Here is a 12,502-nt window from a genome sequence, read left to right on the forward strand (position 1 = left end):
GAATTGTCCTACGACTCTTCGACCACGGTGGTCGGCACAGGCTCGGGTGTCGGCGTCGGGCCCGCACGGCGATTTTCCTGGAACCAGTGCAGGGCGATCAACAGGAGGGTCGGCACGCCGAGCAGTGCGGTGATCATGAAGAAGCTGTGGTAACCGAACTTCTCGACCATCACTCCGGAGTAACCACCCATCAGACGCGGTAGCAACAGCATGATCGAGCTGAGCAGGGCGTACTGGGTGGCCGAGAACTTCAGGTTGGTCAGACTCGACAGGTAGGCGACGAAGGCTGAGGTCGCCATGCCCGAACTGAAGTTGTCGAGGGAGATGGTCACCACCAGCATCTGCAGGTTCGGGCCCATGTCAGCCAGCATCACGAACAGCAGGTTGGTTGCCGCCGAAGCTGCGCCGCCAATGAACAGGATCGGCAGGATGCCGAAGCGCACGATCAGCAGGCCGCCCATCCCGGCGCCGAGGAGGGTCATGATCAGGCCGAAGATCTTGCTGACGCTGGCGATTTGATCCTTGGTGAAGCCCTGGTCGATATAGAACACGTTGGCCATCACGCCCATCACCGTATCGGACATCCGGTAAGTGGCGATCAGCCCGAGCAACAGCAACGCCTGCCAGCGGTAGCGCAGGATGAAGTCGTTGACCGGGGTCAGCACCGGCGCCAGGCCGCGACGGCCCATGGTCGACAGGCACAGGCCGGTGAGCAGGGTGTAGAGGATGGCGCGCAGGAAGGCGCGGTCTTCGAGCAACAGGTCGAGGGGGCTCATATTGCCGAACAGCACGCCGGCGAAATCGGTGTTGTAGAGCTGGGTGAACATCGCCGGAACCGACACCAGCAACACGATCAGCACGAATACCGAGGCCAGTTGATGCCCGAAACTGTAGCGGCCGGCCTGCAACTGCGTGCGCAGTGGCACTGGCGGTTCGCGCATCAGCAGCGAGGTCAGCAGGGCAGGGATCATCAATACCCCGAACAGGGCGTAGGTGCCGGTCCAGGCCGAGTGTTGATAGTTGAAACCGGTGGAGCCGAAGCCCTCGGCAAAGAACAGCGCGCCCGCCGTGGCGAGCAGGGCGGCGACGCGGTAGCCGGACATGTAACTGGCAGCCAGCGCGGCCTGGCGGCTGTCGTCAGCGATTTCCAGGCGATAGGCGTCGACCGCGATGTCTTGGGTGGCGGAGGCGAAGGCGACGATGACGGCAATGGCGATCAGCCAGGACAGGTGTTTCTGCGGATCACAGAAGCCCATGCCGATCAGCCCCAGAATCACCAGGGTCTGCGAGAGCACCAGCCACGAACGGCGGCGGCCAAGCTTGCCCAATAAAGGCAGGCGCCATTGGTCGAGCAGCGGTGACCACACCCATTTGAAGGCGTAGGCCAGGCCGATCAGGCTGGCGTAGCCGATGGTTTCACGGGCAACACCGGCTTCACGCAGCCAGACGGAAAGCGTCGAAAATACCAGCATGTACGGCAGGCCGGCAGCAAAACCGAGCAACAACAGCACGAGCGTCGAAGGACTGGCATAGGCGGCGAGCGCGGCGCGCCAGGTTTTACGGGGCATGGGCTGAAGTCTGCCTCAAGATTGCGAAAACAAAGCGCGCACTCTAACCGCTGTGCTCTATCGGACGCCAGCCATGGCGCTGAATATCCACACGATTGTTCAGGACGGTGACGCCTTCAGAACGCAATCGTGCCCGTTGTTCGTCCCCCGAGGGGCTGTCCAGTGGCAGACTGATCCGACCGCCGGCACCCAGTACCCGGTGCCACGGCAGTTTGGTATCGCCGGGTAATTGGCTCAGGGTCCGGCCGACCCAGCGGGCGGCGCGCCCCAACCCTGCGAGTTCCGCCAATTGACCATAGCTGACCACCTTGCCCTCAGGCACTTGGGCAAGGGTGGAATAAAGCGCCGTGCGTCGGATTTGCGCTTCGCTTTCCTCGGGATGATTCGGCTCTTTCACCAGCGCGGTTCCTGAACAATAGTCGTATCGATGGGCTCAAGCGTAATCGCTCGTTGGCCAGATGAGAAATGAACTCAATGGAAATCGCTCGGTCAGTCCTTGTCAGGGTCTTATTCCTACGGATAATGCCGACCTTTTTTCGCAAACTTGAGCCCTCGATCCGCTTATGTTGTCAAGAACCCTGCTGTGCCTTGCTGTCTTCAGTGCCTCCACGCCGCTGCTTGCCGATACCGTCTGGTTAAAGAACGGTGACAAGCTGAGCGGTAAGATCTCCGTTTTCGATGGCGGCAAATTGCTGATCCAGACCCAGTATGCGGGTGCGGTCAGCATCGACTGGAAAGAGGTCAAGACCCTGCAAAGCGATCAGGAACTGCTGGTCAAACAGGACGCCTACAACGGTGAAAAAGCCAAGTCGCTGACCGCCGCCGATGACGGCAAGGTCACCCTGGCCAACGGCGAGGCGCCTAAGACCGTCGAGCTGGCGAGCATTCAGCAGATTCTCAAGCCGAAACCGGTGGTCGAGGATCTGGTGTGGAAAGGTAATATAGGCCTGGCGATGGATTATCAACGGGCGGAAAAGGACACCGACGACTACGACATCGACTTCAAGACCACCGCGCGTCATGGCCGCTGGCGGCACACCGCCGAGGGCGAATACAACCGCGAAGTGCAGGACGAGCAGGTCACCACCAATAACTGGCGCGCCGAATACGCACTTGACCGCTTCCTCACCGACAAATGGTTCTGGCAGGGGCGCCTGAACTACAAGCGCGACTACGTTGAAGAGCTGTCGCGTCAGCGTGTGGTCGGTACCGGTCCGGGTTACCAGTTCTGGGACGACGAGCTGGGCGCGTTCTCGCTCGGTTCGCTGCTCAACCGCACCGATTACGAGTACAGCGATGGCGGCAAGGACAACTTCTATTCGGTCGCCATGAAGTGGGATTACAACCGCTACCTGATCGGCAAAAAAGTCGAGTTCTTCACCAATGGTGAGCTGGGCAAGCCGCTGTCTGACGTAGCCAATTACGCGCTGGATGCCGAGATGGGCCTGCGCTACAAGGTCACCGACTGGGCGTCGCTCAACCTCAAGGCCGAACGCGACATCATCAGTGGTACCAAGGATGCAGATTTGAACAAGACCCGCTACACCGCAGGGTTTGGCGTGGCCTGGTAAGGCAAGTCGAAAAAAAGCAGTCGTGAGGGCTGCTTTTTTTGTGGCCGTTAAAAAACACACGCCCACAAAAAAGCCCCGCTTTTGAGGGCGGGGCTCTTTTCTAAAGAAGCTACAAGTTAGATAACTTGTACTTCTTCAGCTTGCATGCCTTTCTGACCGCGGGTAGCGATGAAAGAAACCTGTTGGCCTTCTTTCAGGCTTTTGAAGCCGTCGGATTGGATAGCTTTGAAGTGAACGAACAGGTCGTCACCGGATTGTGGAGTGATGAAGCCGAAGCCTTTTTCATCGTTGAACCACTTAACGGTACCGGTTTGGCGATTAGACATGGTGTAACTCCTTGAACAAAGATAACTGCGACTCAGGAAGAACCCTGGCCGAGACTGAGTGCAAAGAGCAGGAAAAATTCTTGTAGATGGTTGGATCGAAATTCAACATATCGTGTAGAGATTCTCAGTGACACAAGCAACACAGTGGCGCCACCTTAACCCTTTTTCCGGAACGTGCCAATGTTTCTTGCGAAGGTTTCTCTGTTTTAGGGATCGACGGTGTGACGGTTCGTCGCCAGAGCCTGTATTTCCAGGGTGTTCGGCGAGAATTTCAGCGCGGACTTTGAACCCGGCGGCGCGCCCGGTAAGATGCCGGACAGATTTTTTCCACCTCGCTATTCAGGACACCCGCCATGAGCATCAAATCGGACAAGTGGATTCGCCGCATGGCGCAGGAACACGGCATGATCGAGCCTTTCGTCGAGCGCCAGGTGCGCGGCAGCGACGACAGTCGTGTGATTTCCTACGGTGTGTCGAGCTACGGCTACGATGTGCGCTGCACCAACCATTTCAAGGTGTTCACCAACATCAATTCGGCGATCGTCGATCCGAAGAACTTCGATGCCGGCAGCTTTGTCGACATCCACAGCGACGTCTGCATCATCCCGCCGAACTCCTTCGCCCTGGCCAGCACCGTCGAATACTTCCGCATTCCGCGCAACGTATTGACCATCTGCCTGGGTAAAAGCACCTACGCGCGCTGCGGCATCATCGTTAACGTCACCCCGCTCGAGCCTGAGTGGGAAGGCCACGTGACCCTGGAATTCTCCAACACCACCAACCTGCCGGCGAAAATCTACGCCAACGAGGGCGTGGCGCAGATGCTGTTCCTCGAATCCGACGAGCAATGCGAAGTTTCGTACAAGGATCGCGGCGGCAAATATCAGGGCCAGCGTGGCGTGACCCTGCCGCGTACCTGATCCATCCGGCAGTTCGCGGGAATTCTTTGGCGGGCAGACACTCTATGGGGTGTACTGCCCGTTTTTGCTTCTGGCAAAGCGGGCCTTCGCCGAGGAGGTTGCATGAAGATCGATCCGCATATCACCGCCCAACTGGCAAGGCTTGAGCCCAATCAGGTTGGCGTTTTGGCCTGGTCATTGTTGGCACACCCGGCTTTCCATATGGCAGGCGGCATTCCCGGTCAGCCTGATCCCGACACCCCTAACGAACAACCGACCGAACCCGGCGAGCCGACGCTGCCGGACGAGCCGCCACCCGCACCAGTGGCCTGAGTCGCTACTCCATGAATGGCCAGTCGGCTGAGGTTTGCCCAAGACCTCAACTGACGGGCCATATTTCGTTGTCGCCGATGACGAAAATCCTGCACTGAGCGTCTTTCTCGACCTGATAACCACCGGTAAAGGCACCAAAGGCCGGCAGCAGGCTCAATCGCTCACCCAGTCGAAAACATGCCAGGCGCAAACGCTGCCGCCCCTTGCCGTTGAGCCGATAGACCGGATGCACATGCCCGGCCAGCACATGCCGCTCGGGATGTGGATCCGGTTCGTGTTGCAGGGCAAACGGCCCGAGCAGCAGGGGCTCCGGAACCACGCGGATATTCAGCGCCGTCGGTGGATCCCCGGCACGTTTGTCGTGGTTGCCGCGAATCAGCGTCATCGGCAGATCCGCGTGCCGTGCACGCCATTCGGCCAGGGCATTCAGCGTACCCGTCGCATGCGAACCGGGGCCGTGCAGAAAGTCACCGAGGAAAATCAGCTGCCGACAGGGCAGTCTGGCCAGCAAGCGGTCGAGCACTTCGATATTCGCCGTCGTGGTGCCCTGGGGCACCGGCTGGCCGAGGCTGCGATAGGCCGCGGCCTTGCCGAAATGCACATCGGCGATCAGCAGTGCTTGCTGCGCCGGCCAGTACAGGGCCTTTTCCGGCAGCAGCCATAGCTCCTCACCAGCCAGGCGCACTGGATACGCTGCACTCATGAGGCTTGACCCTTGTCGGCGGATTTCTCCAGATCGCCGACCATGCGCCGGATGCGGTCGGCGAGTTTTTCCGAACTCATGCTTTCGCGCATGCGCTCCACCAGCAACGGAAAGCCTAGCGGTGTAGGACGTTTGATCAGGTGCATGTCCAGTTTCATCCGGTTGATCCGCTCCAATGTCTGTTCCAGACGACGAATATCCAGTTCTTCCCGTAAGACTTCTTCCCCGGCTTGAGCCAGCAGCAGGTTGTCAGCGTCGTATTGTTTGAACACTTCGAAGAACAATCCGCTGGAAGCCTGTACCTGGCGGGTACTTTTCGGCGCGCCGGGATAGCCGGCGAACACCAGCCCGGCGATCCGCGCGATCTCGCGAAAGCGCCGCAACGCCAGCTCCCCGGCATTGAGGCTGGCCAGCACGTCGCGCAGCAGATGCTCGGGGCTGAGCAGCGCCGCATCGAGTTGCTCGAACCAATCGACCGGCGTGGCGCTGAGCAACTCCAGCCCGTAATCATTCACCGCAATCGAGAACGTCAGCGGCTGGCGCTGACTCACGCGCCAAGCCAACAGGCTGGCGAGCCCCAGATGCACCTGGCGCCCGGCAAACGGATAAAGGAAAAGGTGCCAGCCTTCACGGGATTTCAGCGCTTCGGCCAACAGACTGTCGGAGGTGGGCAGACCCGACCAGCGCGCCTGTGTTTGCAGCAACGGTTGCAGCGCGTGCATTTCCGGGCCGACGAACTCACCCCGCGCTGCTGCAGTGAAGCGGCTGACCACGGCGGCGGCCAGTTCGTTGGAAAGCGGCATCCGCCCGCCATTCCAGCGCGGCACGGCGGCTTTTTTCGCGGTGCTGCGTTTGACGTACGCGGTCATGTTTTCCACCCGCACCAACTCCAGCAGGCGCCCGGCAAAGAGAAAGCCATCGCCCGGTTTCAGCCGCGCGATAAAGCCTTCCTCGACACTGCCTAACTGCTTGCCACCGCCACCCTTGCTCCAGAATTTCAGATTAATGCTCGCGTCGCTGACGATGGTGCCGATGCTCATGCGATGACGGCGCGCCAATCGCGCATCGGGTACCCGCCAGACGCCGTGTTCGTCCGGTTCGACCCGGCGGTAATCCGGATAGGCTGTCAGAGAAAGCCCGCCGTGACGTACGAAAGCCAGCGCCCAGGCCCAATCCGCCAAGGTGAGATCACGATAGGCCCAGGCGCCACGCACTTCTTCGTACAATTCTTCGGGAATAAAACCACCGCCCAGCGCCATGCTGACCAGATGCTGCACCAGCACATCCAGCGGTTTGTGCGGCGACAGACGCGGTTCGATGAGTCGTTGCTCCACCGCGTCACCTGCGGCAGCGGCTTCGATCAGTTCCAGGCTGTGGGTCGGCACCAGCGTCACGCGCGAGGTGCGCCCCGGCGCGTGACCGGAGCGCCCGGCGCGTTGCATCAGCCGCGCCACGCCTTTGGCCGAGCCGATTTGCAGCACCCGTTCCACCGGTAAAAAGTCCACGCCCAGATCCAGGCTCGAGGTGCAGACCACGGCTTTCAGCTTGCCGTCCTTCAACGCTTGCTCGACCCAGTCGCGGGTCTCGCGGGACAGTGAACTGTGGTGCAGCGCGATCAGCCCGGCCCAGTCCGGCCGCGCTTCGAGCAACGCCTGATACCAGATTTCCGACTGCGCGCGGGTGTTGGTGAAGACCAGGCTGCTGGCGCAGGCGTCCAGTTCGGCAACAACCTGCGGCAGCATCTTCAGACCGATGTGCCCGGCCCAGGGAAAACGCTCGATGGCCGGTGGGATCAAGGTGTCGACCTTGAGTGATTTTTCGCTCTGGCCCTGCACGCTGATGCCGCCGCCCTGTGGGATCAGCACCTGTTCGGCGTGGGCTTGATTACCGAGGGTGGCAGAAACGCCCCAGACGATCAGTTCGGGTTGCCAATGGCGCAGACGGGCGAGGGCCAGTTGCAGTTGTACGCCGCGTTTGTTGCCGAGCAGTTCGTGCCATTCATCGACAACGATCATCCGCAGGCTCGACAACGCAGTCCTGGCGTCGGCTCGGGCAAGCAGCAGGGTCAGGCTTTCCGGGGTGGTGATCAGCGTGGTTGGCAGGCGCCGGCCCTGACGCGCACGTTCGGCGCTGCTGGTGTCGCCGGTGCGCAGACCGATGCTCCACGGAATCTGCAAATCGCTGACTGGCGCTTGCAGGGCGCGTGCGGTGTCGGCGGCGAGGGCACGCATCGGCGTGATCCACAGCACGGTCAGTGGTTCGGCTGGTGCTTTGCGTTTTTTGCTGTCTGCAGCGCTGGGTTTGATGCGGGCGAAGCGGTTGAGCGCGGCGAACCACACCGCATAGGTTTTACCGGCGCCGGTGCTGGCATGGAGCAACCCCGACTGACCTTGTTTGACGGCGGCCCACACCTGCTTTTGAAAGGCGAACGGCTTCCAGTTGCGTGCGCTGAACCAGAGTTTTGCGAAGTCGGTGGAGGTCGGCATACCGGCGGCGTGCGCTCTGAAGGTGTTCCTTCAGTGACCGCGCCGTTGAGGGACAAGTTTAATTTTGTGCGAGTACATACACCCTTGTGGGAGCGGGCTTGCTCGCGAAAGCGGTGGGTCAGTCAAAACAATGCTGACTGACCCACCGCTTTCGCGAGCAAGCCCGCTCCCACAGGTTTTATGTGCGCCAGTTACTTGAGGTTCCCGCTGAGGAACTGCTTCAGCCGTTCGCTGCGCGGATTGCCCAGCACATCTTCCGGCGCGCCTTCTTCTTCCACCAGCCCTTGATGCAGAAACAACACCTGGCTGGAGACCTTGCGGGCGAAGCTCATTTCATGGGTCACCATGATCATCGTCCGACCTTCTTCAGCCAGACCCTGAATCACCCGCAACACCTCACCCACCAGCTCCGGGTCGAGTGCCGAGGTCGGTTCGTCGAACAGCATCACTTCCGGCTCCATCGCCAGCGCCCGGGCAATCGCCACCCGCTGTTGCTGGCCGCCAGAGAGAAACGCCGGGTACTGATCGGCAACCCGCGCCGGCAGGCCGACCTTGTCCAGGTAGCGGCGGGCGCGGTCTTCAGCTTCCTGCTTGCTGCAACCCAGCACCCGGCGCGGGGCCATGGTGATGTTTTCCAGCACGGTCATGTGGCTCCACAGGTTGAAGTGCTGGAACACCATGGCCAGTCGCGTGCGCAGGCGTTGCAGTTCATTCGGGTCGGCGACGTGCATGCCGTGGCGGTCGGTGACCATGCGGATCGCCTGGCCATCGAGGCTCATGGCGCCGTCGTTGGGTTGTTCGAGGAAGTTGATGCAGCGCAAAAAGGTGCTTTTACCCGAGCCGCTGGCGCCGATCAGGCTGATCACGTCGCCGGTCTTGGCCTTGAGCGAAACGCCTTTGAGTACCTGATGGTCGCCATAGCTTTTGTGCAGACCTTCAACAGTCAATTTGTACATGGGGCAGACATCCTCAAGGCGAAAGTAGGTAGCCGCTGCGATAGGCTTCGGCGCCCGCCACGTGGGCGATCACCATGCCGGCAGTAGCCATGCGCCGCAGCGAGCGGGCGTACAGCAGGCCGGCGGCAGTGCAATGAATGGGGGTGACCCGGTCGTGGATCGGGTCGATGATTTCGGCAATCTGTTGCCCGGCTTGCAGGTATTGCCCGGCCGTAGCGGTGTACACCAGCAAGCCGCCCACCGGCGTGGTCACCGGTTCGACGCCGGCCAGCGGCGTGGCGGGGAACGGCAGGGGCGGCTGCGGTTTGGTCTCGCCGACGATCGCATCGAACTGGATCAGGTAATCGATCAAGGCCTGGCAGTCACGACTGGCCATTGGGTGATTGACGTCACCCTGGCCGCGCAACTCCACGGTCACCGAAAAGCTGCCCAGCGGAATCTCGAAGTGTTCGCCAAAGCGCTCTTGCAGTTGCCACCACAACAGGGTGAAGCATTCGTCGAATGACTGGCCGCCGGAATCGGTGGCCAGCAGACTGGCCTGAGCTTCGATGTAACGCGCCAGCGGCTCGACCTGCGGCCACGCTTCGGGCGTGGTGTAGAGATGAACCACGGATTCGAAATCGCAGTGCAGATCCAGCACCATGTCGGCATCGCACGCTAGCCGTTGCAAGGTCAGGCGCTGGGATTGCAGTTGCGTGCCGGGTGTCTGGCGGGCGAGGGCGTTGCGCAGGCTGGTGCGGATCAGCTCAAGGTTGCGCTGCGGGTCGTCGCCCAGCTTGCCCTCGATGTCGTTGCCGATTTCTTCGCTGAGGTCGACGAACCAGCGATTGAAATTCTGCCCGCTCTCCATCTCGTACCGGCCCAGCGGCACGTCCATCAGAACTTGTTCGAGGCCGACCGGGTTGGCCACCGGCACCAGCACAATCTGGCTGCGCAGGCGCCCGGCGGCTTCCAGCTCCGCCAGTCGCTGCTTGAGGTGCCAGGTCACGAGCATGCCGGGCAGTTCGTCGGCATGCAGCGAGGACTGGATGTAGATCTTGCCTTGGGCCTGCTCCGGGCCGAAGTGGAAGCTGTGGATCTGTCGTGCGGTCCCCGGCACCGGGGCCAACAGGTCATGGATCTGGTGTCGCATTACAGGTTTTCCTAGTGGGTCGGCCCGAGGAATGCCAGCCATCGGCGTTCGGCGAGGCGGAACAGGCCGACCAGCGCGAAGGTGATGGTCAGGTAGATCAGCGCGGCGATGCCGAACGACTGAAAGGTCAGGTAGGTCGCCGAGTTGGCGTCCCGCGCAACTTTCAGGATGTCGGGGATGGTCGCGGTGAAGGCCACGGTGGTCGAGTGCAGCATCAGGATCACTTCGTTGCTGTAATACGGCAACGACCGGCGCAGCGCCGAGGGCATGATCACGTAGGCGTACAGCTTCCAGCCGGTCAGGCCGTAGGCCTTGGCCGCTTCGACTTCGCCATGGTTCATGCTGCGGATCGCCCCGGCGAAAATCTCCGTGGTGTAGGCGCAGGTGTTGAGGGCGAACGCGAGGATCGTGCAGTTCATCGCATCGCGAAAGAAACTGTCGAGCAACGGCTGCGCGCGCACGGCGGCCAGGCTGTAGATCCCGGTGTAGCAGATCAGCAGCTGGATGTAGAGCGGCGTGCCACGGAACAGGTAGGTGTAGAACTGCACCGGCCAGCGCACATAGAAGTGCGAGGACACCCGGGCGATCGACAACGGGATCGACACCAGAAAACCGATGAAAATCGAGGCGCTGAGCAGCCACATGGTCATCGCCAGACCGGTGATGTTGGTACCGTCGGTATAAAGGAAGGGTTTCCAGTATTCCTGCAGGAGTTCGATCATCGTACGGCCTCCCGGGCACCGGCGGCGTAACGGCGCTCGAGCCAGCGCAGGATGACGTTGGATGCACTGGTGATCAGCAGATAGATCAAGGCGGCGAGTACCAGGAAGTAGAACAGTTGATAGGTGCTTTTACCGGCGTCCTGCGCGGCTTTGACCAGATCGGCCAGGCCGATGATCGACACCAGCGCGGTGGCCTTGAGCATTACCATCCAGTTGTTGCCGATGCCCGGCAGGGCGAAGCGCATCATTTGCGGGAACACCACGAAGCGAAAGCGCTGGCCGCGTTTGAGGCCATAAGCGGTGGCCGCTTCGACCTGACCGCGTGGTACGGCGAGGATTGCCCCACGGAAGGTTTCGGTGAAATACGCGCCATAGATGAAGCCCAGGGTGATCACCCCGGCGGTAAAGGAGTCGATCTCGATGTAGTCCCACTCCATGACGTCGGTCAGGGCGGTCAGCCAGGTTTGCAGGCTGTAGAAAATCAACAGCATCAGCACCAGATCCGGCACCCCGCGAATCAGCGTGGTGTAGAGCTGGGCAGGCAGGCGCAGCAGTTTGGATTTCGACAGTTTGGCACTGGCGCCCAAGAGACCGAGCAACACGGCCACCAGCAGCGACAACGCGGACAATTTGATGGTCATCCAGGTGCCTTCCAACAGCAACGGACCAAAGCCCTTGAGGCTGAAGGCGGAGAGCCCCAGATTTTGTAGGAGGTTTTCGAACATAAATCAGCAACCTGAGCGGATGGAAAAGGCGCCCATCGAACGATGGGCGCCAGGGCATTATTTACCGCTGTACAGATTCAGATCGCCAAAGTGTTTCTTTTGAATCTCGGCGTATTTGCCGTCATCGTGTAACGCTTTGATACCTTTATCTAAAAGCGCCTTCAGCTCTTTGTTACCTTTCTTAATACCGACAGCGGTTTTGGCTGGCAGCAATTCGCTGTCGACCGGCTTGCTGACTTCATAGTTGGCGCCATCCGGCGACTTCAAAAAGCCCAGTTCGGCTTGCAGCATGTCCTGGATCGAGGCGTCGAGACGGCCGTTTTTCAGGTCGGCGTAGACCTGATCCTGGTTGGCGTAAGCCTGGATTTTTACCCCGGCCTTCTCCAATACGGCCTTGGCGTAGGCTTCCTGGATGGTGCCTTGCTCGTAACCGACGGACTTGCCCTTGAGGGAAGCGACGTCATCGCTAAGGCCGGAGCCCTTCTTGAACACGTAGGAAGTCGGGCCGGAGAACAGCTCGCTGGAGAAGTCGATCGCCTTTTCACGGGCCGGGGTCACGGTCATCGACGAGATCACACCGTCGAATTTGTTGGCGTTGAGGCCCGGAATCATGCCGTCGAAGTCACTTTCAACCCATTTGCACTTGACCTTCAGCTCGGCGCAGATCGCGTTGCCCAGGTCGATGTCGAAGCCCACCAGGCTGCCGTCGGCCGCTTTCGACTCGAACGGTGCGTAGGAAGGATCAACGCCAAAACGCAGCTCTTTGTATTCCTTGGCCAGCGCGGAGCCGGCGGCCATGCACAACGCCAGTGCAGAAAGGGTCAGCAATGCTTTTTTCATTATTCAATCCCTAAGAACCAATATGAGCGCTTGTGGCGCAGAATTATTGTTACTGGAACGCGTACGACCTATAGAAAGTAGCAATTTCCGAACCAGAGTCCCGAACAAGTGTTTTAAAAGGTTGGGGGAGGGAGGAGGGAGAGGGATTGGTGCACGGGAATGGGCGTGGGGATTGAGCTGCACCAAGTTGGGTCGATGCAGGTATTTTTTAATGATTCAGAATACTTGTAGCGAGGGGATT

General features: G+C 60.3%; 13 protein-coding genes. 3 read left to right on the forward strand and 10 right to left on the reverse strand.

Going from position 1 to position 12,502, the window contains the following annotated elements:
* Nucleotides 1–8: 8 nt before the first annotated feature.
* Nucleotides 9–1,568, reverse strand: coding sequence for an AmpG family muropeptide MFS transporter (locus M0808_RS04305; RefSeq protein WP_247840044.1), 1,560 nt, complete (start codon nucleotides 1,566–1,568; stop codon nucleotides 9–11).
* 43 nt (nucleotides 1,569–1,611) lie between these two features.
* Nucleotides 1,612–1,965, reverse strand: coding sequence for an MGMT family protein (locus M0808_RS04310; protein ID WP_247840046.1), 354 nt, complete (start codon nucleotides 1,963–1,965; stop codon nucleotides 1,612–1,614).
* A 166-nt stretch (nucleotides 1,966–2,131) separates the two neighbouring features.
* On the opposite strand from M0808_RS04310, the gene M0808_RS04315 reads away from it, so the two are divergent.
* Nucleotides 2,132–3,139 (forward strand): DUF481 domain-containing protein, encoded by a 1,008-nt coding sequence (locus M0808_RS04315; protein ID WP_027614345.1) that lies wholly within the window; start codon nucleotides 2,132–2,134, stop codon nucleotides 3,137–3,139.
* Between the two features lie 116 nt (nucleotides 3,140–3,255).
* Here M0808_RS04315 and M0808_RS04320 read toward each other — a convergent pair whose 3' ends face one another.
* Nucleotides 3,256–3,465, reverse strand: a complete 210-nt coding sequence (locus tag M0808_RS04320; RefSeq protein ID WP_002554837.1) for a cold-shock protein — start codon at nucleotides 3,463–3,465, stop codon at nucleotides 3,256–3,258.
* A gap of 353 nt (nucleotides 3,466–3,818) precedes the next feature.
* Between M0808_RS04320 and dcd the strand changes: the two genes are divergently transcribed.
* Both dcd and M0808_RS04330 read left to right on the forward strand, forming a co-directional pair.
* On the forward strand, nucleotides 3,819–4,385 hold the full coding sequence (gene dcd, locus M0808_RS04325; protein WP_003222308.1) for a dCTP deaminase: 567 nt from the start codon (nucleotides 3,819–3,821) through the stop codon (nucleotides 4,383–4,385).
* 102 nt (nucleotides 4,386–4,487) lie between these two features.
* On the forward strand, nucleotides 4,488–4,697 hold the full coding sequence (locus M0808_RS04330; protein ID WP_027614346.1) for a hypothetical protein: 210 nt from the start codon (nucleotides 4,488–4,490) through the stop codon (nucleotides 4,695–4,697).
* Nucleotides 4,698–4,743: 46 nt separating this feature from the next.
* Here the strand turns inward: M0808_RS04330 and pdeM are convergent, their stop codons facing one another.
* From pdeM to M0808_RS04365, 7 genes are all read right to left on the reverse strand, one after another.
* Nucleotides 4,744–5,400 carry a ligase-associated DNA damage response endonuclease PdeM gene (gene pdeM, locus M0808_RS04335; protein WP_223007597.1) on the reverse strand — a complete coding sequence of 219 codons (657 nt, stop codon included), beginning with the start codon at nucleotides 5,398–5,400 and terminating at the stop codon, nucleotides 4,744–4,746.
* Nucleotides 5,397–7,886, reverse strand: a complete 2,490-nt coding sequence (locus M0808_RS04340) for a ligase-associated DNA damage response DEXH box helicase (RefSeq protein WP_247840048.1) — start codon at nucleotides 7,884–7,886, stop codon at nucleotides 5,397–5,399. The genes pdeM and M0808_RS04340 overlap by 4 nt, the downstream gene beginning before the upstream one ends.
* A 191-nt stretch (nucleotides 7,887–8,077) precedes the next feature.
* A complete protein-coding gene (locus M0808_RS04345) occupies nucleotides 8,078–8,842 on the reverse strand; it encodes an ATP-binding cassette domain-containing protein (protein ID WP_123586990.1) in 765 nt (254 codons plus the stop codon).
* Nucleotides 8,843–8,855: 13 nt separating this feature from the next.
* Nucleotides 8,856–9,974 (reverse strand): succinylglutamate desuccinylase/aspartoacylase family protein, encoded by a 1,119-nt coding sequence (locus tag M0808_RS04350; RefSeq protein ID WP_247840050.1) that lies wholly within the window; start codon nucleotides 9,972–9,974, stop codon nucleotides 8,856–8,858.
* Nucleotides 9,975–9,985: 11 nt separating this feature from the next.
* Nucleotides 9,986–10,696 (reverse strand): ABC transporter permease, encoded by a 711-nt coding sequence (locus tag M0808_RS04355; RefSeq protein ID WP_041070638.1) that lies wholly within the window; start codon nucleotides 10,694–10,696, stop codon nucleotides 9,986–9,988.
* A complete protein-coding gene (locus tag M0808_RS04360; RefSeq protein WP_003222319.1) occupies nucleotides 10,693–11,421 on the reverse strand; it encodes an ABC transporter permease in 729 nt (242 codons plus the stop codon). The genes M0808_RS04355 and M0808_RS04360 overlap by 4 nt, the downstream gene beginning before the upstream one ends.
* Nucleotides 11,422–11,478: 57 nt before the next feature.
* The gene (locus tag M0808_RS04365) at nucleotides 11,479–12,261 is read right to left on the reverse strand and encodes a transporter substrate-binding domain-containing protein (RefSeq protein ID WP_003222321.1); all 783 of its coding nucleotides are present in this window, start codon (nucleotides 12,259–12,261) and stop codon (nucleotides 11,479–11,481) included.
* Nucleotides 12,262–12,502 lie beyond the last annotated feature (241 nt).

Source organism: Pseudomonas sp. MWU12-3103b (genome assembly GCF_023100615.1).
Classification (GTDB): Bacteria; Pseudomonadota; Gammaproteobacteria; order Pseudomonadales; family Pseudomonadaceae; genus Aquipseudomonas; species Aquipseudomonas putida_A.